Source organism: Paraburkholderia sp. (genome assembly GCF_028283785.1).
Lineage (GTDB): Bacteria > Pseudomonadota > Gammaproteobacteria > Burkholderiales > Burkholderiaceae > Paraburkholderia.
Window position 1 is genome coordinate 224441 of record NZ_JAPWKB010000013.1, and the last position, 25563, is coordinate 250003.

The 25563-nt window shown below is 63.0% G+C and carries 24 protein-coding genes; 10 read left to right on the forward strand and 14 right to left on the reverse strand.

All coding sequences use genetic code 11. The annotated features are described in order from the left end of the window. Positions 1–312: 312 nt before the first annotated feature. Positions 313–687 carry a phage holin family protein gene (locus tag PW947_RS15070; RefSeq protein ID WP_299633130.1) on the forward strand — a complete coding sequence of 125 codons (375 nt, stop codon included), beginning with the start codon at positions 313–315 and terminating at the stop codon, positions 685–687. Then, complete coding sequence (locus tag PW947_RS15075) at positions 684–1040, forward strand: hypothetical protein (RefSeq protein ID WP_299633131.1); 357 nt, start codon at positions 684–686, stop codon at positions 1038–1040. Before PW947_RS15070 ends, PW947_RS15075 begins: the two co-directional genes overlap by 4 nt. Positions 1041–1126: 86 nt before the next feature. Here the strand turns inward: PW947_RS15075 and PW947_RS15080 are convergent, their stop codons facing one another. The 3 genes from PW947_RS15080 to PW947_RS15090 form a co-directional block, all read right to left on the reverse strand. Next, positions 1127–2227: a TAXI family TRAP transporter solute-binding subunit gene (locus PW947_RS15080; RefSeq protein WP_299633132.1), complete on the reverse strand. Its 1101-nt coding sequence runs from the start codon at positions 2225–2227 to the stop codon at positions 1127–1129. Positions 2228–2357: 130 nt separating this feature from the next. Continuing rightward, positions 2358–3767, reverse strand: a complete 1410-nt coding sequence (locus tag PW947_RS15085; protein WP_299633133.1) for a hypothetical protein — start codon at positions 3765–3767, stop codon at positions 2358–2360. 425 nt (positions 3768–4192) lie between these two features. Then, entirely contained in the window at positions 4193–5725 is a 1533-nt protein-coding gene (locus PW947_RS15090) for an MDR family MFS transporter (RefSeq protein ID WP_299633322.1), read from the reverse strand. Positions 5726–5849: 124 nt separating this feature from the next. Here PW947_RS15090 and PW947_RS15095 point away from each other — a divergent pair, with 124 nt between their 5' ends. Then, positions 5850–6524: a TetR/AcrR family transcriptional regulator gene (locus tag PW947_RS15095; protein WP_299633134.1), complete on the forward strand. Its 675-nt coding sequence runs from the start codon at positions 5850–5852 to the stop codon at positions 6522–6524. Between the two features lie 13 nt (positions 6525–6537). Here PW947_RS15095 and PW947_RS15100 read toward each other — a convergent pair whose 3' ends face one another. Both PW947_RS15100 and PW947_RS15105 read right to left on the reverse strand, forming a co-directional pair. Further along, positions 6538–7257, reverse strand: a complete 720-nt coding sequence (locus PW947_RS15100) for a ribonuclease activity regulator RraA (protein ID WP_299633135.1) — start codon at positions 7255–7257, stop codon at positions 6538–6540. A 268-nt stretch (positions 7258–7525) separates the two neighbouring features. Then, the gene (locus tag PW947_RS15105; protein WP_299633136.1) at positions 7526–7759 is read right to left on the reverse strand and encodes a hypothetical protein; all 234 of its coding nucleotides are present in this window, start codon (positions 7757–7759) and stop codon (positions 7526–7528) included. Here PW947_RS15105 and PW947_RS15110 point away from each other — a divergent pair. Next, on the forward strand, positions 7733–8143 hold the full coding sequence (locus PW947_RS15110; RefSeq protein ID WP_299633137.1) for a response regulator: 411 nt from the start codon (positions 7733–7735) through the stop codon (positions 8141–8143). The genes PW947_RS15105 and PW947_RS15110 overlap by 27 nt on opposite strands. Before the next feature lie 43 nt (positions 8144–8186). Here the strand turns inward: PW947_RS15110 and PW947_RS15115 are convergent, their stop codons facing one another. The 8 genes from PW947_RS15115 to PW947_RS15150 all read right to left on the reverse strand — a co-directional run bounded on the left by PW947_RS15115 (position 8187) and on the right by PW947_RS15150 (position 14371). Beyond that, the gene (locus tag PW947_RS15115; protein ID WP_299633138.1) at positions 8187–8873 is read right to left on the reverse strand and encodes a Fur family transcriptional regulator; all 687 of its coding nucleotides are present in this window, start codon (positions 8871–8873) and stop codon (positions 8187–8189) included. A 67-nt stretch (positions 8874–8940) separates the two neighbouring features. Then, positions 8941–10542 carry a tetratricopeptide repeat-containing glycosyltransferase family protein gene (locus PW947_RS15120; RefSeq protein WP_299633139.1) on the reverse strand — a complete coding sequence of 534 codons (1602 nt, stop codon included), beginning with the start codon at positions 10540–10542 and terminating at the stop codon, positions 8941–8943. 135 nt (positions 10543–10677) lie between these two features. Next, positions 10678–11103 carry a rubredoxin gene (locus PW947_RS15125; RefSeq protein ID WP_299633140.1) on the reverse strand — a complete coding sequence of 142 codons (426 nt, stop codon included), beginning with the start codon at positions 11101–11103 and terminating at the stop codon, positions 10678–10680. An 88-nt stretch (positions 11104–11191) separates the two neighbouring features. After that, on the reverse strand, positions 11192–11323 hold the full coding sequence (locus PW947_RS15130; RefSeq protein WP_299633141.1) for a hypothetical protein: 132 nt from the start codon (positions 11321–11323) through the stop codon (positions 11192–11194). Positions 11324–11400: 77 nt separating this feature from the next. Then, on the reverse strand, positions 11401–12267 hold the full coding sequence (locus tag PW947_RS15135) for a ferritin-like domain-containing protein (protein ID WP_299633142.1): 867 nt from the start codon (positions 12265–12267) through the stop codon (positions 11401–11403). Between the two features lie 150 nt (positions 12268–12417). Further along, on the reverse strand, positions 12418–12624 hold the full coding sequence (locus tag PW947_RS15140; RefSeq protein WP_299633143.1) for a hypothetical protein: 207 nt from the start codon (positions 12622–12624) through the stop codon (positions 12418–12420). A gap of 13 nt (positions 12625–12637) precedes the next feature. Continuing rightward, the gene (locus PW947_RS15145) at positions 12638–12955 is read right to left on the reverse strand and encodes a DUF4148 domain-containing protein (RefSeq protein ID WP_299633144.1); all 318 of its coding nucleotides are present in this window, start codon (positions 12953–12955) and stop codon (positions 12638–12640) included. Positions 12956–13192: 237 nt separating this feature from the next. Beyond that, entirely contained in the window at positions 13193–14371 is a 1179-nt protein-coding gene (locus PW947_RS15150) for a tyrosine-type recombinase/integrase (protein WP_299633145.1), read from the reverse strand. A 162-nt stretch (positions 14372–14533) separates the two neighbouring features. Here PW947_RS15150 and PW947_RS15155 point away from each other — a divergent pair, with 162 nt between their 5' ends. After that, a complete protein-coding gene (locus PW947_RS15155; protein ID WP_299633146.1) occupies positions 14534–15628 on the forward strand; it encodes a DNA-binding protein in 1095 nt (364 codons plus the stop codon). 61 nt (positions 15629–15689) lie between these two features. Here PW947_RS15155 and prpR read toward each other — a convergent pair whose 3' ends face one another. Next, positions 15690–17690, reverse strand: a complete 2001-nt coding sequence (gene prpR / locus PW947_RS15160; protein ID WP_299633147.1) for a propionate catabolism operon regulatory protein PrpR — start codon at positions 17688–17690, stop codon at positions 15690–15692. A 195-nt stretch (positions 17691–17885) separates the two neighbouring features. Here prpR and prpB point away from each other — a divergent pair, with 195 nt between their 5' ends. The 5 genes from prpB to PW947_RS15185 all read left to right on the forward strand — a co-directional run bounded on the left by prpB (position 17886) and on the right by PW947_RS15185 (position 25563). Further along, complete coding sequence (gene prpB / locus PW947_RS15165; protein WP_299633148.1) at positions 17886–18782, forward strand: methylisocitrate lyase; 897 nt, start codon at positions 17886–17888, stop codon at positions 18780–18782. Positions 18783–18803: 21 nt separating this feature from the next. Continuing rightward, positions 18804–19973 (forward strand): 2-methylcitrate synthase, encoded by a 1170-nt coding sequence (prpC, locus tag PW947_RS15170; RefSeq protein ID WP_299633149.1) that lies wholly within the window; start codon positions 18804–18806, stop codon positions 19971–19973. A 172-nt stretch (positions 19974–20145) separates the two neighbouring features. Continuing rightward, complete coding sequence (gene acnD / locus PW947_RS15175; RefSeq protein ID WP_299633150.1) at positions 20146–22743, forward strand: Fe/S-dependent 2-methylisocitrate dehydratase AcnD; 2598 nt, start codon at positions 20146–20148, stop codon at positions 22741–22743. A gap of 16 nt (positions 22744–22759) precedes the next feature. Further along, positions 22760–23941 (forward strand): 2-methylaconitate cis-trans isomerase PrpF, encoded by a 1182-nt coding sequence (gene prpF, locus PW947_RS15180; protein WP_299633152.1) that lies wholly within the window; start codon positions 22760–22762, stop codon positions 23939–23941. A 179-nt stretch (positions 23942–24120) separates the two neighbouring features. Continuing rightward, the gene (locus PW947_RS15185) at positions 24121–25563 is read left to right on the forward strand and encodes a cytochrome ubiquinol oxidase subunit I (RefSeq protein WP_299633153.1); all 1443 of its coding nucleotides are present in this window, start codon (positions 24121–24123) and stop codon (positions 25561–25563) included.

Consider the following 25563-nt stretch of genomic DNA (forward strand, 5'->3'; position numbering starts at 1 on the left):
CGTGGATTTGCGCATGCGATCCATGACGCCGCGATCACCGGGCGCATACCGCGGCGTCGGAAAAGTACGTAAAAACATCCTTCGCACGCGAAGGAATCCCAGCATCGATCGATCGCGCAGACGTCGAATCGATCCAGAAAGCCAGCAGAAAAACGCCAGCGAACCCGCATCGCCAGCCAAAGCAGCATACGTAACACCATTCGTATTAACGCATTACGTATCAAGCACCTAAAGCACCCAAAGCCCGAGCCGCGAGCTTTCGCGCTCACCCGTTTATCGCCGGATTGCCGGATTGCCGGATGGAGCTACAAGATGTCGATTCGTTCGAAGATCACGCAATGGCGAAACGTGGGCCGCTTCGTCAGCCGACGGGTTCCCGATTACGGCGAGCTGCTCGCGATCGAGCTTGCCGAAGCCAAGACACTCGTCGTTCGCGAACTGATCGCGTTGATGACGCTGGTGGTCGGCGCGCTGTTCACGCTGTCGTTCGTCTGTGTCGCGGTGATCATCACGACGGTTGGCACGCCGTACTTTCGTATCGCCGCATGGGCGATCGCCGGTGTGTGGCTGGTGGTATCGCTGCTGGCGTTCGTGCTGGTGCGCGCGCAGCGTCCCGTACAACCGTTCAGGATTTTGCAGGCTGAGCTCAACGAAGATCTGAAAACCGTTAAAGAGGCGCTGAAATGAAACATCGTCATTCAGATTACGCACGCGACGAAGCGCTGGTGCTCGCGCGGATGAGCGCAAGCCGCAGCGAACTGGTCGGAATCGCTTATGAAGCGTCTGCCGCGAACAACGCGCGCCGCACGCTCCCGGTCACGCCCGTCACACGCATGCCGTCCACCGCAGTCGTGTCGCTCGACTCGTTGCAGAACGTCCCCGCACCGACGCTGATCGCGGCCGCTCTCGCGACGCTCGCGGTGTTACGTCAGCGTCGGCTGGTGATGAAAATGATCCGCTTCGGTGTGCGGTGGTGGATCACGCAAACGATGCGCGATATCGCGTCCGCACGCACGCCGCGCCTGCCGTCGCCCAGGTGAGCGGCCAGGGTATGGCGTTACGCGCCATACCCTGGCGCGGACGGGAACGGAGCAGACTCAAAGTCATTCCGGCGTGACCCGGAAAATCATTTGCACAACAGCAGCAAACGCTCCTGATCGGTACAACTGCTGCGTACCTGCGTTTTCTGCGACGCCTGTTGCGGTGTTGCGCTTGCGGCAGCCGTTCGCGTCGCGGCGCATGTCCGCAGACGTTTTTCAACGGGGCCGTAATATTTCCAGCCTTTGCCAAGGCCCGGCAATTCAAGTTTCACCTGTTTCCACTTCGGATGACCGTGTTCCTGGAGCGCGTCGAAATTCGTGCAAAGCGAATCGGCGAAACGGTTCAGATTGACGACGGTGTCGCGCAAACCATAGTCGTACGTGACGAGAAACGCCTTCACGGTCCACGTCGGCACGTCTTCTTTCAGCCAGTTCGGATAGCTGCTCGCGCGCAATGTCGCCGGAAAATAGGTCTGTTTTGCGCGCGCGGTTTCGGGCGCATTCGGATCGACCCGCAGCACACGAATCTGCTGCAACAGGTCCGGGTTCATGTCGGTGAACAGCTTGGCCGGTTGTCCCGCGACGATGATCGCGACATCGATCTTTTTGACGATCAGTGCGGCGAGCGCATCCTCGTTGCTCAGATGCTGCGCGTTCTGTTCGGGGATCGGTGTGCCGAACATCAGCCGGTACAAGGTCGTCGCGGACTGCGCCGTGCCGCTGCCGATCAGGCCGACGCTGATGACCTTGTCCTTGATCTCGTTGATCGACTTGAGCGGCGAATCGGCGCGCACCACGAAGTGAATTTCCTCGTCGTAGAGCGGCATGATCAGGCGCAACGGACGGATCGCCGTGCCCGCGTCGGCGTTGCCGTTATTGGCCATATCCACGTATGCCTGGTAGACGTCCGATTGCACCAGCGCGAGCTTCACGCCGGGTTCGAAACGCATCCGTTGCACGTTCTCGGCGGAGCCTTTCGACGGCATCACTTCGAGGTCGATGCCGGCGGGCCCCGCGACGTACTTCGACAGGTCCGCGCCGATCTGGATATACGTGCCGCGTTCGGGTCCGGTCACGATCTTGTAGTGCGCGGCGGGCGAGGGCGCGGGTGTCGGCGCGGCATGGGCGACCGACATCGCGACGGTCAGGGTCAGCGCCAGCCACCTTGCCAGAGTTGTTGTCAGCATGTGTGCACCTTGTTGGTCTGATTGATCGGCCTTCGCGCGACGCGCGAAGCGACGGTGAAGCGGTGCTGCGAAATCGTAGGTGCGGCGGTCGATGCTGCAATCGCGTCGATGGCCACACATTCCCCGCACGCTACGGCGCGGCGCCGGTCTTTGCCGCGCCCGGCGCGCTCGCGGGCAAGCGCTTCCAGCCGTTCTCGAGAATCGCGCGCTCCTGCGCATCGACGCTGTTCGCTGCGGGCGGACGCGCCGTCTGATTCGCGGCCGTGCTGAGCGCGGGTGCGGGCGTCGGTGTCGGCGGTGTCGGTGCTGGAGCGGTTGTCGTGGGCGCGGTCGCGGCGGCTTTGGTGTTGGGGCTGGCGTTGACGTTGGCCGTTGCGCCCGTTGCGGCTTGCGATGGCGTCGTGCCGGCCGGCTTCGTCGCCAACGGCAACCAGCCAGCTTGCAGAATCGCGCTTTCCAGAAGGGACTTTGCGTCGGCGTTGCCGGTGTCGAGCGTGAGAACGGTGCTGGCGTTCTGTCGCACGCAACTCCAGACACGCTCTTTCGCGCACAGTTTCGCGGACTGCAATGGGATATCCCGACGCTGCTGCAACGGCCGCAAATTACGCTGGATCATTTGCGCATCCGCGTTGTCCGGCTGCATCGCGAACGCGGCATTCAACGCGGCTTGCGAACCGGTCAGATCGTTCGCGAGCATTTTCGTGCGCGCGGCCTGAAGACTGTCCGCGAGCGAGCGATAGTGCGGCGCGTTGGCGGCGGGTGTGGCGATCGCGGTGGAGGGCGCGGGCGCAATGGTGGGTGCTGTCGCGATCACGGGCGCGAGCGACGGCTTCGGTGCAGGCGCTGGCGTCGGCATTACCGCTGGCGGCGCGATCGACGCCAGCGTCGTGCTTTTGCTCGCGGGCGGAATGATCGGCGTGATGACGGGCGCGGCGGTCGGCGGCACGATGGGCGTCTTGCCGATGGGTTTGTTCGCGGCAAACGACGGCGCGATAGTGGGCACAATCGCAGGCGCAATCGCCGGTGCAACGGACGGCGTGGCCGGACGCGCAAGCGGCGTCGCCGGTGCGGGTGTCGGCGCGGGCGCAAGCTGTGCGGTCGCGGTCGTGGTCGCCTTCGGGCCCGACGGTTCGATCGTTCCTGCCGCGCTTTGCGCTGCCTCGTCGTCGTGTGTCGCCGTGGTTTTCGACGGCGCTTTTTCGCCGATCAGCACATGCGCGGCAAAACCGACGGCAATCACTGCGAGCAAGAGCACCATCACGCGGCTCAGCATCTTCGCGACGGGCCACGATGAAGGCGGATGCGCAAGCGGCGGAATCGGTGTGTCGGGCGACGCGAGGGGCGGCAGTTCGCCTTCGTCGGTTGCCAGTTTGGCAGTCGCGAGATGCGGCGCCTTCAACGGCAGCCGGATACTTTTTGCGGGCTTCGCCGGCGGCACGAGACGCGTGTGCGGACCCGGCGCGAGCGGATGAATGGCGCCGCAATAAGGGCAGAATTCAACGTGCTGATACAGCGCCCCGCCGCACAGTTGGCATGGCATGGGAAAGCTTTGGCCAGGATCAGTCTGCGCGGACATGCGGTGAACCTATCGGTACTCAAGTCTTGCCATAACGGCATGCTCCGGCGCAATGACGATGCGTCGCTCGACGGCATCGAGACTCATGCACTGGAGAGTGGCATTACGCGCTCTGGATTATGCGGGGCGCGCTACTCCCAAATATGTGAGCTTTCGGGTTCAACGTCAATCGACGTAGCCACCTACCTATGGTGCGTTACCGCACACAACGAAGGCACTCCTGGCATGACGAAACATTTTTTATATGAACACTACGCGAAATGAGAATTTACGCGGACGTAGCCGGTAAAAATGAACGATGATGGTTGCGCAAAATGCGAAGCGGCGACGCATCGAATGCGTGCCATGTGCACGATTCGAGTGCGTCGCCGCAACAGGCGAGCCGACGATTACCGCTTGCGCAACGGATGATTTTTCAGGAACCACGACATCGCGAATGCGGTGATCGCCACACACGCCGCCGCCAGATAAACCGTATGCAGCGCGCCCGCGAATGCATGCAGATAGTCGTTACGCAGCGCATCGGGCAGATGCTGGATTGCCGCGGGACCGACACCGCGCGGCAACTCGGCGCCGTCGGGCAGCGTCGCCTGCAAGCGCGAGGCCAGTCCATTCGAAAACACCGCACCGAAACCCGCTACGCCGACCGATCCGCCGATCTGCCGGAACAGCGTCACGCCCGACGTCGCCACGCCGAGATGGCGGACCTCGACGGTGTTTTGCGTCGCCAGTACGAGCACCTGCATCACCATGCCGAGTCCGCAACCGAGCAGACCCATATACAGATACATCACGTGCAGCGGCGTTTCGATCTGCAGACGGGCGAGGAGCAGCATCGCGATACTGGCGAGCAGCGTGCCCGCAATCGGAAAGAAGCGGTATTTGCCGATCTTGCTGATGATGCGTCCGCTGACCATCGACATCACCAGCAGGCCGCCCATCATCGGCAGGATCTGCATGCCGGCTTCAGTAGGCGTCGAACCTTTGACGACCTGCAGATAAAGCGGCAGGAACGTGATCGAGCCGAACATCGACACACCGACGATAAAGCTGATCAGGCTGCTCAGCAAAAACGTACGTTGTTTGAACAGCGCGAGCGGAATGATCGGCTCCGACGCGAGTCTTTCTTCATAGATGAAGCCGCCGATACATACGAGGCCCAGCGCCAGCGTGAACCACAATTGCGGCGACGACCACGGCAGCATCGTGCCGCCCTGACTCGTGAACAGAATGATCCCGGTTAGCGCGCCGGCCAGAAACGTGGCGCCCATGTAGTCGATCTTGTGCTTCACGTGCGCGGCATGCGGCTTGAACACCGCGCCGATCACGACGAGCGCGATCAGGCCGAGCGGGAGGTTGATGTAGAAAATCCAGCGCCACGTCAGATGCTCGACCAGAAAGCCGCCGAGCAGCGGGCCGATCACGGTTGCAAGTCCGTAGACGCCGCCGAACAGACCCTGGTAACGGCCACGGTCGGCAGGGGGGATGACGTCGGCGATCGCGGCCATCGTGATCACGAGCAGGCCGCCGCCGCCGAGTCCCTGGATTGCGCGCAGTACGATCAATTGCGTCATGTCCTGCGCGACGCCGCACAGCGCGGAGCCGACCAGAAAAATCACGATCGCCGTCTGCAACACGATCTTGCGGCCGAACAGATCGCCGAACTTGCCGTACAGCGGCACGACGATGGTGGACGTCAGCAGATACGACGTGACGACCCACGACAGATTGTTCAGCCCGCCGAGATCGCCGACGATGGTGGGCAGCGCGGTCGAAACGATGGTCTGATCGAGCGCGGCGAGCAGCATCACCAGCAGCAGCGCGGGAAACAGCAGCCGGATGGGCGGATGCTGGGCGGGGGGTGTCGCGGGTTCGGACACGGCAGCAGGCGTCGAAGCCGCGGGCGGCACCGGCGCCAGCATTGCGGCGTCGGCTTCGACGGCGTTGCGATCCGTTGTACGAGTGTTCATAGGGGACGTGGTATTGAAATTAATTAACTCGGAGGTTAATATATGCGACATCTCGATTCTGGTCAAATGGAAAGCAATGACGACTTCCGTCCCCGATGACATTCCGCCGCCCGCGCGCCGCCCCGGCCGGCCCGCGGGCAGTGCGCGCGGCCCCGAGCAGCGCGCGCGGCTGATGGACATCGCGCTCACGCTGTTCGCGCGGCAGGGCATCGTCGATACGACGCTGGGCGCGATCGCCCGCGAAGCCGGCGTTACGTCGGCGATGGTTCACTACTACTTCAAGACGCGCGAGCAGTTGCTCGACGTATTGATCGACGAGCGTTTCGTGCCGTTGCGGATGTCGTTGGGTTCGCCGTTTCGCGAGCATCCGGACGATCCCGTGCTGGCGATCACCGAGCTGACGCATCGTCTGGTGGCGGTATCGAGCGAATCGCCGTGGTTTGCGCCGCTGTGGCTGCGCGAAGTGATCAGCGATAGCGGCATGTTGCGGCAGCGGATGCACGAGCGTTTCGGCGATTCGAGCCAGAAAGTGTCGCTGGCCGCGGTCGCGCGCTGGCAGCAGGAAGGGCGGCTGAATCCGGGGCTGGAGCCGGCGCTGCTGTTCCCGACCTTGCTGGGATTGACGCTGTTGCCGCTCGCCGCATCGAAATTGTGGCGCGACGATCCGGACCGCCACAATCTCAACGCCGACGATATCGCGCGGCATGCGATTGCGTTATTGACGCAAGGCGTCGGGCCGCGCGGGAAGTAGCGGCCGTATCGTCTTACTCGCCGCGCGATTTACGCCACGCGTCGTACGCGGCGCGTGTCTCGTCGTTCGGCGGATAGGTGCCGGGCAAGGCCGCGCCCGCCCGAATCCGCTCGGTCAGAAACCCCTCCAGGTGCTCCTGTTGCGCGGACGCTTGCGCGATCTCCGCCGCCATTTCATGCGGAATCACCACGACGCCATCGGTATCGCCGACGATCACGTCGCCGGGAAACACCGCCACGCCGCCGCATCCGATCGGCACATCGATATCCACCGCGTGATGGCGCAGCAGATTCGGCGGCGCGCTCGCGCCCGCGCAAAACACCGGCAGGCCCAGCGCCGCGATCGTCGCGGCATCGCGCACGGGTCCGTCGGACACCATCCCCGCGACACCCCGCACTTGCAGACGTAAGGTCAGGATCGATCCGAACGACGCGCTATTTCGCTCGCCCCGGCAATCCTGCACCAGCACATGTCCCGCCGGGATCGTCTCGACGCACTTGCGTTGCGCGTACTCCGGATTCGCGAACAGTTCGAGCACGTCGAGATCTTCGCGCGACGGGATATTGCGCAGCGTGAACGCCGGTCCGACGAGATTCGGGCCGGTCTGCGCGACCAGCGGCGCGACGCCCTGCATAAAGGTATTGCGCAGACCGCGCTTGAATAGCTGCGTGGTGAGCGTGGCCGTGCTGACATGACGGAGGGTGTCGAGCGTCGCGGAATCGAGGGCTGGCATCGTCTTGACCGGTCTGGGTGGGCATTGCGTGCGCGGGCGCACCGTGGGACTGCGCGTTGCTGGTGGATGATAGCGCCGGCTTTTCGACGGCGGGATCGGTATTAGCGCGCAGCACTGCGCGGTCGGGCACGCGGTGTGCTGTCAGCGAATGGATTCACCAAAAAGAGGCCGACGCCGGTGTGCTGGACCCACGATCCGGACGTCGTTTTTCATGCGCGTGCCTTGCGGGCCAGGTAGAAGTCTGGAGACGGACGATACGAAGGGACGTTCAGGTGCGCGCCGCGTTGCAGCGATCCAGTTCGTCGGGATCGGATCGTTTTGGCAGCCGTCGCGCAAAAAATCGAGTCAAATCATGAGCGGCAACATGCAGCAAGATGTAACTAAGGTGGTCGGAACGGGCGCCGAGCGGCGAGAATTGCGGCAAATTGATGGCCGCGTCGAACGGCCCAACCTGATATATCAGCAGCAAAACACAATGAACGAAGTGTTGAAACTCGATCACGCAACCATCGTCCTTGTCGAGGACGATCCGCTCAGCCGGGAATCGCTGACGCGCTTGCTTGAATCCGAAGGCGCCAATGTGGTCGCCGTGGCCGATGCGGAAGAGGGTGTCGAGGCGGCGATGCGCGTGTCGCCTGACGCCGTGGTCTGCGACCTCGAATTACCCGCGATGGACGGTTTTTACCTGATTCAGCGTATTCGCGATCACGAGATTCGCGGCGATCGTGCGCCGTCCGTGGCGGTTGCGCTGACCGGACATACCGACGACGCGTACCGATTGCGCAGCATCGGTGAAGGATTCCAGCATTTCATGACGAAACCCGCGCGCCCGGACGATCTGGTGACGCTGCTGCACGACGCCATCGAGGCTCGCGCAGCGGGTTGATCCGAGCGCCGACCGGACGCGCGCGATGCCGCGCGTCCTGGCGTCAGCTGTTTGACGCGTGTTCGGCAGGCGTGGTGCCGTGCGTGCCGGCATGTGTCGCCGCTGTCGCTTGTCCGGCGGCTTTCGTGCTTTTCTGCGAACCCGACCGACCCGCGCCTTCGATCGATTCCGCTGCCTGACAGGCAGCGCACAACCCTTTCAGCTCGATGTTGTCGCCCGCGAGCCGATAACCCGCCAGTTCGATCTGTGCGACGAGTGCGTTGCGCAGGGTCGGCTCATGCAGTTCCGTCACGTTGCCGCATTGCTGGCACACCACCAGAATGCCGTGCTGACAATGCGTCAGGTCGTGACAGACCGCGAATGCGTTGATCGATTCGATCCGGTGGATCAATCCCGCCGACAACAGAAAATCCAGCGCGCGATACACCGTCGGTGGCGCGGAGCCGGGGTGGATCTGACGCATATCGTCGAGCAGCGAATACGCCTTGGTCGCACGACCCGAGGTCAGCAGCAGTTCAAGCACCTTGCGCCGGATCGGCGTGAGTTTCTCGCCGCGCTCGCGGCAATATTCATCGGCAAGCGTCAACGCGGCTTCGGGCGAAACCGGGTGCGCGTGAGCGTGCGTCTCCGCGTGAGCATGATCGTGCGAATGTGCGGCGGCCGCGTCCGGCGCGGGAGCGTTCGCGGCGTTGAGCGTGCTGGCGGCCGTAGCGGATTTTGCGTTCTTCATGCGTCGATTATAGGGGCATCGTCCGATGGCGGCAGCGCCTCCGGTGCGCGGCCGCGTCGCGCCGATTTCAGCGCGGCGCGTCGGACGATGCGCGCTGCGTCTGCAACGCGCATCGCATGTCCTCGATCACGTTCGACCAGTCGTTGCGCGCGGTCTGGCGGAACAGTCGCGCCGTCGGATACCACGGGCTGTCGCTGCGGCCGAGTTGCCAGCGCCAGTCGGGCGTGAACGGCAACGCGATCCAGACGGGTTTGCCGAGCGCGCCGCTCAGATGCGCGACCGAGGTATCGACGCTGATAACCAGATCGAGCCCGTCGATCAGTGCCGCCGTGTCGTCGAAACCGGCGAGCCGCGCCGAGACATCGACCAGTTTGCGTTGCGCAACAAGCCGATCAAGCGTCGCGCGATCGTCGTCGCGCACGTCTTTTTGCAGCGACACGAAATCGGCGTCGGCATCGAAAATCGGCGCGAGCGTTGCCAGTGGAATCGAGCGGTTACGATCGTTCAGATGCCCGGTACTGCCCGACCATACGATACCCACGCGCGGCCGTTTCGACGCACGATCCGGCACCGCATCGAATGCGGCGAACACATCGTTCCATTGCGCGCGTCTGGCGGCGTCCACGTGCAGATATGGCTTCGGCATCGCGAGATCCGCGTCGCGGGCTTTCAGCGCGAACGCGAGACTAAGCGTCGGACAGTGATAGTCGAACGACGGCACCGGCTCGTGTTCTCCGATCACGCGGGTCGCGGCCGGATAGTCGCGCAGCAGCGGCAGCAACGCGTCCTGCACGCGCAGCACGACCTGCGCGCCCGCATCGCGCAACCGGTCGATGAAGCGCACGAATTGCAGCGTATCGCCGAGCCCCTGTTCGTGATGAACCAGCACCGTTTTTCCAGCGACTGCTTGCGTGCCGTTCCATTGCGTGGCCGGATCGAAACCGAGTTCGACCGTACCGTCGCGCCAGCGCCATTCGTACTCGCGCCAGCCATGTTCGAACTGGCCGAGCAGCAGATTGGTCTGCGCGCGATTGGTGCGCGCGCCGGGGTCGTTCGTGTCGATCTGAACGGCTTTCTTGAACTGCTGAAGCGCGTCGTCGAAGCGATGCAGATCGCGCAGCGCGACGCCGAGGTTCACATGCGCGGCGACGAATTGCGGCTTGAGCGCGATGGCTTGCCGATACGCGGCGATTTCGTCGTCGTACCGGCCGAGCATGCCGAGCAGATTGCCTTTGTTGTAATGCGGTTCGGCGAGGCGCGGATGAAAGCGGATCAGCCGGTCGAAGTGTTCGAGCGCGCGATCGTGGTCGCCGAGTCGCACCAGCGACAGCGCGATACCCAGCAACGATTCCGCGTGGGCCGGGCTTTTCGCGAGCAGGCGTTCGAAATGGCCGACGGCTTGCGCGTGATGATTTGCGTGCTGGCAGAGATGCGCGGCGAAGTGGAGTTGTTCCGTGCCTGGATTGGGCATGGCGTCGATCGCGCGGGTGATGAAGCGGGCGGCTTTTTCGGCGTCGCCCTGTTTTGCCGCGATGTAGCCGATGCCTTCGAGCGCTTCGGCGTGGTTCGGCTGAGTGGCCAGCAGCGATTCGAGGAGTGCCGTGGCTTCGGCCAGTTCGCCCGCCTGAACGTGGCGGTGCGCGACTTGCAATGGATCGGGGAGGGTCATCGGGTTGGCGGTTGACGTGGCTTTCGCTTCCGTCCTGCGGTTGCTGTTGCCGTATTTTGCCTGTGGTCACGCGGGTTGGGTCGATTGGCCGGAGACCGACGACAACCCGCGGACGCTCGCCGCCGCGTCAAACGCTCAGAATTCCACCAGCGCGAAATCCTCTTTGCCCACATCGCACAGCGGGCAGCGCCAGTCGGCCGGCACATCGGCCCATCGCGTCCCGGCGGGAATGCCCTCGTCGGGCAGACCGGCCGCTTCGTCGTAGACCCAGCCGCAGATCACGCACACCCATTGCTTGAAGTCGTCATTCGCGACGACGGCGGCGGCTTCGACTTCGACCGTTGCTGCGTCGGCGCGGCTGCTTGCGTCGCTTGCCACGCCGCGTTCGTCGAGCCCAAATACCACCGGCGCGGCCGTTCCGCCCGCCAGTTTCGTCTGCAACGTCTGCAACAGCGCCTGCGCTTCATCTATCGTCAGATCGATCCAGTACGGATCGCCGGCCCCGTCGTTCAGTCGTTCGGGTGAAAACTGGATTTCTACGGCTACGCCCTTTTTGTACATGGCAAATGCAAATATCGATGAGCCGGCGCGCGGCCGACGGTGATGCGTCAATGTTGCGCAAACATTGCGGGCGACGCCCGCACAAGACTTAAAGCACCAGTTGCAACACGATGCTGGCCAGCAATCCGCTGCCGCCGATGATGGCGAGCAACTGGATCAGCGTGAGCGGTTTGCGGGTTTTCGGGCTGGCGTGGGGGACGGTGGTTCGGGTTGCGGTCACGATAATTCTGGAAAAAGAGATTGGTTAAAACGCGCGAAAGGATAAACGAAATGCCGCGCACGCGGCATTTTCTCCGGCTATTTCACGATCCCGGTCAGCGCACCGGCGTTCTCGGCGAGCCGCGCATTGAGTTCCTTGCGATACCGGTTCAACTCCTGCGCGGACGCGAACGAGCGCTCGGACAGCACCGACAGATTGTGCAAGATCCGCTCGGCGACCTTCTTTTCCCAACTGTCGTCGAAGCGGATCTGCTCGTCGAGCCAGTGCTCCAGCCATTCGGGATTCGGCAGACGCGACTGAACGGTGTCGTTCGGAAACTCGGCCCTGGCGACGTGCAGCGTGGTTGGATGCAGCGGACGCTCGTTGCGCCGCGCCGATGCCATCAGCACGCCAATCTTCGCGAATGCCGCACGCGCGAGATCGCCCGTCTGCGTCATCGCTTTTTTCATGTATCGCAAATAAGCGCCGCCATGCCGCGCTTCGTCGCGCGAAATGGTTTCGTAAATATGGCGAATGACCGGCTCGGTATGCCATTCGGCGGCGCGTCGATACCAGTGATTCAGACGGATTTCACCGGAAAAATGCAGCATTAGCGTTTCGAGCGGCGGCGCGGGATCGAATTCAAATCGAACCGCATGTAATTCCGCCTCGGTCGGCACGAGTTCCGGTTTGAAGCGCCGTAAATATTCCATCAACACGAGCGAGTGCTTTTGTTCCTCGAAGAACCACACGCTCATGAATGCGGAAAAGTCGCTGTCGTGCTTATTGTCGCGCAGGAACATTTCCGTCGCGGGCAATGCGGACCATTCGGTGATCGCATTCATCTTGATCGTGACGGCCTGGTTATCCGTCAGTTTCGTGCCGTCGAACAGATGCCACGGAATATCTTTCTCCATATCCCATCGAACGGCTTCCAGCGATTTGTAAAGCTCCGGGTACAGCATGCTAGTCGATGTCAAAACGAGGCCAATGCAAGGTGAGAATCTTAAGACACGATTATCGCCGCGCATCGGCAGTAGATTAGCCACCGTGCGTAGATGGATTGCTTCCTGAGAGTGCGGAAAGCAGGGGAAACGGCCGTCTGGCGTGGATTTTCATGCGTTGCGGTAAGGCGCGGTAACGCCGGGGCAACGTGCGGTAAGTTCGAGATGTGGCGAATGGTGACGAATCGCGGCGGCCTCCGCGTCATTCGCGATCCGTTCGCTGAAAAAAATAAAGCTCCCCGCAGGGAGCTTTATCGAAGCGACGATGCCGTTAATCAGACATCCGGCAATAGACTCTAATCGTGCATTCAGACTCATCTCTACGCACGTATTAATGTGCGTTATAGACGGGCGGGGAATACGAACTAGCGGTGCTGTCGTGACGGAAACCCGATTGCGAATTACCGTTTGTCGACGAGCCGAAGCCGCTTTGTTCGACGGTATTAACCGGAGCGACACGTGCTTGTGCTGCCTGGACATTTGCCGGGTAATACAGGTCGTTCTGGCTCGGGTTATAACCGGCCTTTTCCAGTTGAACCAGTTGTGCGCGCACTTCAGCACGGGTAACGGGCTGGTTCGATTGTGCAAACGATGCAACCGGAGCAGCGAGAACAGCAGCAATAGCGACAGCCTTGATAAGCGATTTCATGATTGATACCTCCAGAGAGTGTTTTTTGCGGGTCGCAGTGTTTGTCTGCAACCAGTGATGACAGTCTATGACTATGGGTATCCGCGATAAATACTAAAAAGATGAAATCACTATTCTCGCCGGAGACACAATGCTCGCGTCATACGCTGGAATTTGCCGGATTTTTGCACCAATTGAGGGAAAGCGCCGCGGCGCACGCCGTTTTTTCCGACGCACGCCGAGTAGGGCGGTGATCGCTTACCAGTTGATCCGGTGCTTCTCGTCGGTGTCCTGATGGCGGCGGTCGTCGTCGACGTGCAGATACAGGCTGGTCGTCGTCAGCGATGCGTGGCCGAGATTGTCGCGCACGAGCCGCAAATCGACCTGCTGATTCGCCATGTGCGAGCCGGCGCTGTGGCGCATCCAGTGCGCGGACGCGCGCTCCAGCTGTGCCGCGTGCGTTTCGAATGCTTCGCCGCGCTGACGCAGGCGGTCGGCAGCGCCGCGAAACACGTCCTTGACGATCTGATGCAGCGCCGCGCGCGTCAGCGGTTTGCGCGATTGACCGATCGGCAAGACGAGCGGCGTGTCTTCCCGTTCCGACGGTAACGCCGCCATCCCGCATGCGACGCGATACCGGCTCAGTTCCACCATCATCTCCCGCGTCGCGGGCACCAGCCGTTCCTTCTCGCCCTTGCCCAATACTTCGAGCCACCAGCGTTCTTCGCCGTGCGCATCGCGACGCGCGAAAAACCGTCCCATATGGTTTTCGCTGACTTCGGTGATACGCAGGCCGCCCAGATAGAGCAGCGTGAACAGCCAGCGCGCGCGCCCGTAGTGCGCACGCTCGCGATCGGTGTGTTGCGGAAGGCCGTCGATATACGCCTTGACCTCGCCCCACAGATCCGGCGGCAGATAGCGCGTGACACGCGGTTTGGCCCGGCGCGCGCGTTGCCGCGACAGCGACAGCGGATTTCCCGCCAGATACCCGGCTTCGACCAGCCACGCGAACATCACGTTGAGAATCACCATCGCCTGACGTTGACTGGTCGCGGCGAGCGGCCCGTAAAACGGCCGCCAGCGCGGATCGTTGCGTGGATGCTTGCGTCCGCTGCCGGCCACCCACGTGGCGCGCGGCTGCGGATCGCCGAGGAAATGCTGATAGACGAGCAGGTCTTCGTGCGTCAGCGACGACAGCGGTTTGCCCAGTTGCACGACCGACCACAGCAACAGGCGCTCGGCCTCCTTGCGGTAATTCTCGAACGTGGTGCGGGTATCGACGAAACGGGCGAGCCATGCGCGCAGCGCGTCGAGGTCGTTATTCGCGGCGATCTGCGCGACGCCGCTGCGCGCGCGATTCGTGCCGCTGCTGCCGTCGAGGCCGGTCGGCACGGCGAGGGCATCGAGCGGTTTCAGGGACACGACGGGTGCATTCATGGCGGCGAAGGGCGTTGGATGAAGGTGAGCGAGTGCGGGCTAAAACCCGGCACTACGGGTCAACATGAACATTATAAACGTAATGTCTAAACAATAACGAAATAACGTAGAAAATTATCGTTTTACATTATAATATTTTCATAAATTTTATCCTTCTCCATCATGTCCGACGCCATTTCCGACGAAGTCCAGCTTGCCGCCGATCTCGATCGCCTGAAAACGGCCTTTCCGAAAACGCGCGACCTGTACCGCGAAGCCTGCGCGCTGCTGTTCTTTCGCTACGGCATCACGCCAACCGCGAACCGGCTTTATCAACTGGTGAAGCGCGGCAGCATGAGCACGCCGGTCGCGGTGCTGGGCGAGTTCTGGACGGAATTGCGCGAGAAAAGCCGCGTGCGGATCGAGCATCCCGATCTGCCGGAGGAATTGCAGTCGGCAGCCGGCGATCTGGTCGCCACGTTGTGGCGTCGCTCGTCGGAGGCGGCTGACGCAGCGCTCGGCGCGTTGCGCGTCGAAGTCGATGCGGAGAAGTTGACGGCGGAGAAGTCGGTGCTGGCGGCGCGTGCCGAGCTGGAGCGCACCGAAGCCGCGCTCGAACAACGCACGGCGGCGCTACTGACCGCGCAGGTGCATATTCAGGCGCTGGAAAAAGAGCAGTCCGCAAGCGATGCAACACGCCGGTCGCTGGAGTCGGAAAACGCGCGTCTTCGCGACGAAATCGAAGCGCGCGATCAGGCGCTGACGCGCGCGCAAGCCGAGTTTTCGCGCGATTTGCAGGCGTTGCGCGCTGACGCGGAGCAGTCGGCGGAGCGGCTGCGGGCGTCGGAAAAGCGTGCGTTGCTGGAGATCGACCGAGAGCGCAGCACGGCATCGCGGCTGCAAAAAGAACTCGACGCGGCCACGCGTCGTGCGGAAGAGCGCGACGTGCAGCAGCGCGCAAGCTTCGATGCGTTGCAGGCGCAGCTTGGCGATGCGCGTCATCAGGCGGGCGTGTTGCAGGGCAGGCTGGATGCGGCGCAGGCGACGAACGCGCGTCATGCCGAGGACATCGAATCGCTGAGGGCGAGTCTCGCCGTGCAGTCGTTGCAGGCGGCGCAAGCAGCGCAAGTGGCTCAAGCAGCGCAAGCCGTTCAACCGGCTCAGATCGCGCCGCAGCCAGTGGCGCGCGTGTCCGCGCCGCGCCCGGTCGTCGCGAAGAAGCCGGTGTCGCCCACGTCAGCGAAAAAACGCATTCGCGGCAAAAACACATCGAAGTAATCGCAGGTCGAGCGGGGTCACGGTGTCCTGACACGCGGCGCCGCTAACCGCGAACCCACGCTCAAGTCGCGCTCAATTTCCGCCACAGCGTGGTCTTGCTGATACCGAGCGCCTTGCAGGCCGCATCGCGATCGCCGTCGCAAGCGGCGAGCGCTGCGCGAATTTCATCGGCCTCGACGTGCCGGCTGCGCTGGCGCAAGGTCAGCGGCGCATTCTTTCCAGGTAAGCCGATACCCGATCCGGGATCCGGCGCAAACAGTTCCGGCGCAATCACCCGCAAGGTCTCCACGGACAGCGCCAGCGACGCGCCTTCATCACCTGCGTCGCCTTGATCGCTTGCGTCGTCTTCGTCCGGATCCGCGAGTTCCACCGCGATCCGCTCGATCACATTCTGCAACTCGCGAACATTGCCCGGCCACGCATACGCATCGAGCGGCGCGGCAATCGCCGCGAACACGCGCGCGGCGTCGAGGGTATCTCGAATCCGTGTCGTCAGCCGGAGTTCGCGCTTGACGGCCTGCACCATCAATTCCGCCGCAAGCGGCATCAGATCGCCCGGCCGCTCGCGCAGCGGCGGCAGCGCAATGCTCAAAATGTTCAGCCGATAGTAAAGATCGGGGCGAAACGTTCCGTGCTGAATGCCGTCGGTGAGCGCGCGATGCGTCGCCGCGATCACGCGGATATCGACGCGCGTGGGTTCCGTCGAACCGAGCCGCACCACCTCGCGTTCCTGCAACACGCGCAGCAGACGGCTTTGCAGCGGTAGCGGCATCTCGGCGATCTCATCGAGAAACAGCGTGCCGCGATGGGCCGCTTCGATCAGGCCGGTTTTGCCGCCTTTGCGCGCGCCGGTGAACGCGCCTTCTTCGTAGCCGAACAGTTCGCTTTCGAGCAGCGCTTCGGGAAAAGCGCCGCAATTGATCGCGACGAACGGAAATTCGCGGCGCGCGCTGAGTTCGTGGATGCTCTGCGCGACCATTTCCTTGCCCGTGCCGCTTTCGCCGACGACGAGCACGGTCGCGTCGGATTTCGCGTAGCGCCGCACCAGAGTGCGAACCCGTTCGATCGGCGCGCAGGTGCCGATCAGATCGTCGAGCCGGTAGCGTGCGCTGAATTGCTGCGCGCGCGGTCGAGAACGCAGCGTGCGATCGAGTCGCTCGACCGCGCGCGATTCCTGGAACGTCAGCACCGTGCCTGCGGCCGTGCCGTTGCCCGCCAGCGGCCCGCGATGAATCACGTAGCTGACGCCACGCACCGAGCCGAGCGCGTCGCCGTCGGTGTCGGGCAGCGCGTCGGCGATATCGGGTGCGAGATCGAGCAGCGGCCGGCCGACCGCCTGCGCGCCGTCGATCCCAAGCACTGTCGCCAGTCGCTGGTTGATCGCCTCGACGCAGCCTTGCGCGTCGAGCGCGACTACGCCGTCGCGCATGTGCTGCAACAGCGTATCGAGACGCTGGCGGCGGATCGCTTCGCCGCGCGTCGCCTGCGCGAGTTCGAGCGCGCGATCGAACGCGGCGCGCACCGACGCGCGCGAATACAGAAACACCGCGCCCAGACCCGCGCGCGCGGCCAGATCGGTGACGAGTCCCGGTCCGACGACCGCGCCGACGCCGCGATCGCGCAGATCCAGCACGACGCTCTCCGCGTCTTCCGCCGATTGATACGACGCCAGCACGACGTCGATCCCATATCTGCCGACGAAACGCTGCACTTCGTCGGGCGTTTCGCCGTGCGTGACCAGCGCGACCGATCCGGTGTCGCGTCGCGCTCGCGCCAGCGCGTGCATGACGTCGAAGCCGGTCGGGTTGATCAGCACGACCGGCACGTTCGCGCGCGACTTCAGGTAAGCGCCGTTCGATCCGCCCGCGACGATTACGTCCGGCCGTTCCGCGCCCGCGCGACCGAGTTCGTGGATCGCGTCTTCCCAACCACGCGACACCACCCGCAGGTCCGCGCGACCCTCGTATTCGTCGGCGATATCGAAAAACAGATCGCGCAAGCGACTAATACCGACCGCCCAGATACGCGGGCGTGGGCTAGATTGAGAGAGCGGCGTGGCCATGATGGCATTCCTGCAAGGTCGTTCGATCGTCCGATTATGCGCGCCGGCATTTCATTTTAGAAATGATGGATTTCATTTATGGAATCGGATGGCGTCGCGCCGTGATGCGAACGCTCGCAAAATCAGTCACTTAGACCGCGTGGCTGCAACTGGTCTGGATTCTGCTTATTAGGGCCGTTACTTCAGGAGACAGCTTTGAATACAGCATCAAGACAGCCTGCCAGCGCAGGCGCGAAGTTCCGTGCGGCCGTTGCCGAAGAGAAGCCGCTGCAAGTGGTCGGCGCGATCACCGCGTATGCCGCGAAAATGGCCGAAGCGGTCGGTTTCAAGGCGCTGTATCTGTCGGGCGGCGGGGTCGCGGCGAACTCGCTCGGCATTCCCGATCTCGGCATCAGCACGATGGATGACGTGCTGATAGACGCGCGCCGCATTACCGATGCGAGCGGCTTGCCGCTGCTGGTCGATATCGATACCGGCTGGGGCGGCGCGTTCAATATCGCCCGCACGGTCCGAGCATTTATCAAGGCGGGCGTGGGCGCCGTGCATATCGAGGACCAGGTGGGCCAGAAACGGTGCGGGCACCGGCCGGGTAAGGAAGTGGTGCCGAAGGACGAAATGGTCGATCGCGTGAAAGCCGCCGTGGACGCACGCACCGACGACCAGTTCGTGATCATGGCGCGCACCGATGCCGCTGCGGCCGAAGGCATCGACGCCGCGATCGAGCGCGCGTGCGCGTATGTCGAAGCGGGCGCGGACATGATTTTTCCGGAAGCGATGCAATCGCTCGACGACTATCGCCGCTTCAAGGCCGCCGTCAAGGTGCCGATCCTCGCGAATCTCACCGAGTTCGGCTCGACGCCATTTTTCACCACCACGGAACTCGCCGACGCGAACGTGGATATCGCGCTGTACTGCTGCGGCGCGTATCGCGCGATGAACGCGGCGGCGCTGAATTTCTACGAAACCGTGCTGCGCGACGGCACGCAGAAGGCCGCGGTTCCGACCATGCAGAGCCGCGCCGATCTCTACAGATACCTCGGCTATCATGCGTACGAAGACAAGCTCGACGCCCTGTTCGCCGCGCACAAATAAACGGATCTGGAGGAAGACACAATGAGCGAAGCTGATAACAGCACGCCGGCTGCCGGCGCATTCAAACCGAAGAAATCGGTGGCGCTGTCCGGCGTGACGGCCGGCAATACCGCACTGTGCACGGTCGGCAAGACCGGTAACGATCTGCACTATCGCGGCTACGACATTCTCGATATCGCGACCACCTGCGAGTTCGAGGAAATCGCCTATCTGCTGGTCCATGAAAAACTGCCGACCGCAGCGGAACTGAGTGCCTACAAGGCCCGATTGAAAGCGCTGCGCGGCTTGCCCGCGAACGTGAAAGCCGTGCTCGAATGGATTCCCGCCAGCGCGCATCCGATGGACGTGATGCGCACCGGCGTGTCCGCGCTCGGCACCGTGTTGCCGGAGAAAGACGATCACAACATCGCCGGCGCGCGTGAAATCGCGGACCGTCTGATGGCGTCGCTCGGGTCGATGCTGCTGTACTGGTATCACTATTCGCACAACGGCAAGCGGATCGAAGTCGAAACCGACGACGATTCGATCGGCGGTCACTTCCTGCATCTGCTGCACGGCGTCGAGCCGTCGAAGTCGTGGGTCAAGGCGATGCACACGTCGCTGAACCTGTACGCGGAGCACGAATTCAACGCGTCGACGTTCACCGGCCGCGTGATCGCGGGAACGGGCTCGGATATCTATTCCGCCATCACCGGCGCGATCGGCGCGTTGCGCGGCCCGAAGCACGGCGGCGCGAACGAAGCCGCGTTCGACATCCAGACGCGTTATCAGACGCCGGATCAGGCGGAAGCGGATATCCGCAAACGCGTCGAAAACAAGGAAGTGGTGATCGGCTTCGGGCATCCGGTCTATACGATCTCGGACCCGCGCAACAAGGTCATCAAGGACGTCGCGAAGACGTTGTCGAAAGAGCAGTCGAACCTGAAGCTGTACAACATCGCCGAGCGGCTCGAATCGGTGATGTGGGACGTCAAGAAGATGTTCCCGAATCTCGACTGGTTCAGCGCGGTGTCGTATCACATGATGGGCGTGCCGACCGCGATGTTCACGCCGCTGTTCGTGATTTCGCGCACTGCCGGATGGAGCGCGCACATCATCGAGCAACGGATCGACAACAAGATCATCCGGCCGAGCGCGAACTACACCGGTCCGGACGACCTGCCGTTCGTGCCGCTGTCAAAGCGAACCTGAGCGAAGCTCGAAGCTGAGCCGAACCGAAGCGAATCAAAGCGCACAGAAACCCACATCAGCGCAAAAGTACCCGCGCGCTCGCGATGACGACACCACGCTACGACGCGTTTACGCCGTCGCGTCCGCGCGCGCGGCACGATGCAGTTCAGCCTGAAAAAGCGGTCCCCACGCCATGAATACTGATTACAGAAAGCCGTTGCCCGGCACGAAACTGGACTATTTCGACACGCGCGCAGCGGTCGAGGCGATCCAGCCGGGCGCCTACGACACGTTGCCGTACACGTCGCGCGTGCTCGCCGAAAACCTCGTGCGACGCTGCGATCCCGCCACGTTGACCGATTCGCTGAAGCAGATCGTCGAACGCAGGCGCGATCTGGATTTTCCGTGGTTTCCGGCGCGGGTCGTCTGTCACGACATCCTCGGACAAACCGCGCTGGTCGATCTCGCCGGTCTGCGCGACGCGATTGCCGCGCAAGGCGGCGACCCGGCGCTCGTGAACCCCGTCGTGCCGACGCAACTGGTCGTCGATCATTCGCTCGCGGTCGAGTGCGGCGGCTTCGATCCGGATGCGTTCGACAAGAACCGCGCCATCGAAGATCGCCGTAACGAAGACCGCTTCCACTTCATCAACTGGACGAAGAAGGCGTTTCGCAACGTCGATGTAATTCCGCCGGGCAACGGCATCCTGCATCAGATCAACCTCGAACGGATGAGCCCGGTCGTGCAGGTGAAGGATGGCGTCGCGTATCCGGACACGCTGGTCGGCACCGATTCGCATACGCCGATGGTCGATGCGCTCGGCGTGATCGCGATCGGCGTAGGCGGGCTGGAGGCGGAAAGCGTGATGCTGGGACGCGCATCGTGGATGCGTCTGCCGGATATCATCGGCGTCGAACTGACGGGCAAGCCGCAGCCGGGCATCACCGCCACCGATATCGTGCTCGCGCTGACCGAATTCCTGCGCAAAGAGAAGGTCGTATCGTCGTATCTGGAATTTTACGGCGTGGGCGCATCGCATCTGACGCTGGGCGACCGCGCGACGATTGCGAACATGGCGCCGGAATTCGGCTCGACCGCCGCGATGTTCTATATCGACGAACAGACCATCAAATACCTGACGTTGACGGGCCGCGACGACGCGCAGGTCGAACTGGTCGAAACCTACGCGAAGCAGACCGGCCTGTGGGCCGACACGCTGAAAAACGCGCAATACGAGCGTGTATTGCGCTTCGATCTGTCCTCCGTGGTGCGCAATATCGCCGGTCCGTCGAACCCGCACAAACGCGTGCCGACCTCGGAACTGGCGGCGCGCGGCATCAGCGGCGTGGTCGAAAACGAGCCGGGCCGGATGCCGGACGGCGCGGTGATCATCGCGGCCATCACGAGCTGCACGAACACCAACAATCCGCGCAACATGATCACGGCCGGCCTGCTGGCACGCAATGCGAACCGCCTCGGCATGACGCGCAAACCGTGGGCGAAAACCTCGCTCGCGCCGGGATCGAAGGCCGTTACGCTGTATCTGGAAGAAGCGGGTTTGCTGCCCGAGCTGGAGAAACTCGGCTTCGGCGTGGTCGCGTATGCGTGTACGTCATGCAACGGCATGTCGGGCGCGCTCGATCCCGTGATCCAGAAAGAAATCGTCGAGCGCGATCTGTATGCCACCGCCGTGCTGTCGGGCAATCGCAATTTCGACGGACGTATTCATCCGTATGCGAAGCAGGCGTTTCTCGCGTCGCCGCCGCTGGTGGTCGCGTATGCGATTGCCGGCACGATCCGCTTCGACATCGAAAAGGACGCGCTCGGCACCGATGCGAACGGCAAAGCCGTCACGCTGAAAGACATCTGGCCGACCGACGAGGAAATCGACGCGATCTTCGCATCGAGCGTGAAGCCCGAGCAGTTCCGCAAAGTCTACGAGCCGATGTTCGCGGTCACCGCCGACACCGGCGAGCAGGCCGACCCGCTGTACGACTGGCGTGCGGCGAGCACGTATATCCGCCGTCCGCCGTACTGGGAAGGTGCGCTTGCGGGCGAGCGCACGCTGACAGGCTTGCGGCCGCTCGCGGTGCTCGGCGACAACATCACGACGGATCACCTGTCGCCGTCGAATGCGATTCTCGCGGACAGCGCGGCCGGCGAATATCTGACGAAAATGGGCTTGCCCGAAGAGGACTTCAACTCGTACGCGACCCATCGCGGCGATCACCTGACCGCGCAGCGCGCGACCTTCGCGAATCCGACGCTGAAGAATGAAATGGTGGTCGAAAACGGCGCGGTGAAAGCGGGGTCGCTTGCGCGGATCGAGCCGGAAGGCAAGGTCACTCGGATGTGGGAAGCGATCGAAACCTACATGGCGCGCAAGCAGCCGCTAATCGTGATCGCGGGCGCGGATTACGGGCAGGGCTCGTCGCGCGACTGGGCGGCGAAGGGCGTGCGGCTGGCGGGCGCGGAGGCGATCGTCGCCGAAGGTTTCGAACGGATTCACCGGACGAATCTGGTCGGCATGGGCGTGTTGCCGCTCGAATTCAAACCCGGCGTGAACCGCACCACGCTCGGCATCGACGGCACGGAGACCTTCGATGTGACGGGCGACCGCACGCCGCGCGCCGATCTGACGCTGGTGATTCATCGTAAGAACGGCGAGCGCGTCGAGGTGCCGGTCACATGCCGGCTCGACACGGCCGAAGAAGTGTCGATCTACGAAGCGGGCGGCGTGTTGCAACGCTTCGCGCAAGACTTCCTCGAATCGTCGAAAGCAGCCGCATAAGCTAAGGATTTCTCTCATGGCACATCAAGCGCAGATCAGGATTCCCGCTACGTATATGCGCGGGGGCACCAGCAAGGGCGTGTTTTTCCGGTTGCAGGATCTGCCCGAAGCCGCGCGGCAACCCGGCGCGGCGCGCGATGCATTGCTGATGCGCGTGATCGGCAGTCCCGATCCGTATGGCAAGCAGATCGACGGGATGGGCGGCGCGACGTCGAGCACCAGCAAGACGGTGATCATTGCAAAGAGCACGCGGCCGGATCATGACGTCGATTATCTGTTCGGGCAGGTGTCGATCGATACCGCGTTTATCGACTGGACCGGTAATTGCGGCAACCTGTCGGCGGCGGTCGGGCCGTTCGCGATCGGCGCGGGTCTGATCGATCCGGCGCGTGTGCCGGATAACGGCGTGGCCGTCGTGCGGATCTGGCAGGCGAATATCGGCAAGACGATCATCGCGCAGGTGCCGATGACGAACGGCGCGGTTCAGGAAACGGGCGACTTCGAACTCGACGGCGTGACGTTTCCCGCCGCCGAAGTGCAGCTCGAATTCATGGACCCGGCCGCGGAAGAGGAGGGCGCGGGCGGCGCGATGTTCCCGACCGGCAATGTGGTCGACGATCTCGACGTGCCGGGCGTCGGCACGCTGAAGGCGACGATGATCAACGCGGGCATTCCGACCATCTTCGTGAACGCCGACGCGATCGGCTACACGGGCACGGAGTTGCAGGACGCGATCAACAGCGACCCGAAAGCGCTGGCGATGTTCGAAACGATTCGCGCGCACGGCGCGGTGCGGATGGGCCTGATCGAGCACCTCGGCGAAATCGCGACGCGGCAACATACGCCGAAGGTCGCGTTCGTCGCGAAGCCGGCCGCGTACGTCGCGTCGAGCGGCAAGGCCGTGAGCGCGGGCGATGTCGATCTGCTGGTCCGCGCGATGTCGATGGGCAAGCTGCATCACGCGATGATGGGCACGGCAGCGGTCGCGATCGGCACCGCCGCTGCAATCCCCGGCACGCTGGTGAATCTCGCTGCGGGCGGCGGCGAGCGTCAGTCGGTGCGCTTCGGCCATCCGTCGGGCACCTTGCGGGTCGGCGCCGAGGCGAATGTCGTCGAGGGTGAATGGGCCGTGAAAAAGGCCATCATGAGCCGCAGTGCGCGTGTGCTGATGGAAGGCTGGGTGCGCGTGCCGGGCTGATTCGTCAGCCTTGCGTTCGGGCTCCGGCAGCGCGTGCGAATCCGCGATTCGCAGCAACCGGCGATTTCGCGCTTGAAACTGCGGGTTAAGTTTTCTACGCTTCTCGTATCAGGGATGCGTATAAAGATTCCGCCGTCAATGCTCGTAGCCGGATGTCCTGAACGCACAGCGGAGTGAACATGTACAGCGAAAGTGCCGTTGTTCTTGCTCGCATACAGTTCGCGTTTACCGTCGGTTTTCATATTCTCTTTCCCGCCATCACGATCGGCCTCGCGAGCTTTCTCGCGGTGCTCGAAGCGCTCTGGCTGAAGAGCGGGCAAGAGGCGTATCGCGATCTCTACCATTTCTGGTCGAAGATCTTCGCCGTCAACTTCGGCATGGGCGTGGTGTCGGGCCTCGTGATGGCCTATCAGTTCGGCACTAACTGGAGCCGCTTCTCGTACTTTGCTGGCGGTATTACCGGCCCGCTGCTCACTTACGAAGTCCTGACCGCGTTCTTTCTCGAAGCGGGTTTCCTCGGCGTGATGCTGTTCGGCTGGAATCGCGTCGGACGCGGCCTGCATTTCTTCGCGACCGCGATGGTCGCGCTCGGCACGCTGGTGTCGACGTTCTGGATTCTCGCGTCGAACAGCTGGATGCAGACGCCGCAAGGCTACAAGGTGATCGACGGTCGCGCGATTCCGGTGGACTGGTTCGCGGTCATCTTCAATCCGTCGTTTCCGTTCCGGCTTGCGCATATGGCGATCGCCGCGTTTCTCGCGACGGCGTTCTTCGTCGGCTCGTCGGCGGCATGGCATCTGCTGCGCGGCCGCGACAATCAGGCGATCCGCACGATGCTGTCGATGTCGATGTGGATGGCGTTGATCGTCGCGCCGATCCAGGCCGTGGTCGGCGATGCGCACGGCCTCAATACGCTCGAACATCAACCGGCGAAAATCGCCGCGATCGAAGGGCATTGGGAAAATATTCCGGGTCAGCCCACGCCGCTGATTCTGGTCGGCTGGCCCGATATGAAAGCCGAAGTGACGCGTTACGCGATCGAGATTCCGGTGCTGGGCAGCGTGATTCTCACGCACAGCTTCACTAAACAGGTGCCTGCGCTGAAAGAGTTTCCCGCGCAGGACCGCGCCAATTCGACGGTGGTGTTCTGGACGTTCCGGATCATGGTCGGGATGGGCATGCTGATGATCCTCGCGGGCCTGTGGAGCCTCGCGTTGCGTCTGCGCGGCGGTGGCGGGCTGTACCGGTCGCGGCTGTTCCTGACGCTGATCCAGTGGATGGGGCCGGTCGGGTTGATCGCGTTGATCGCCGGGTGGATCACGACTGAAATGGGGCGTCAGCCGTGGGTGATCTACGGCGTGATGCGTACGCCCGATGCGTCGTCGCCGCAGAGCACCGCGCAGATGGGTTTGAGTCTTGCACTGTTCGTGGTGGTCTACTTTTCGGTGTTCAGTCTGGGCGTGATGTATATGTTGCGCCTCGTCCGCAAAGGCCCGATCACCGACGAAGGCAAGCTGTCGACCGCCGGCGGTCCAGGACAGAAACGCACGGCCGCGCGCCCGCTGTCGGCCGCCGACGACGATCACGACGGCGGCAGCGGTTCCGCGCCGCACGGGAGTTGA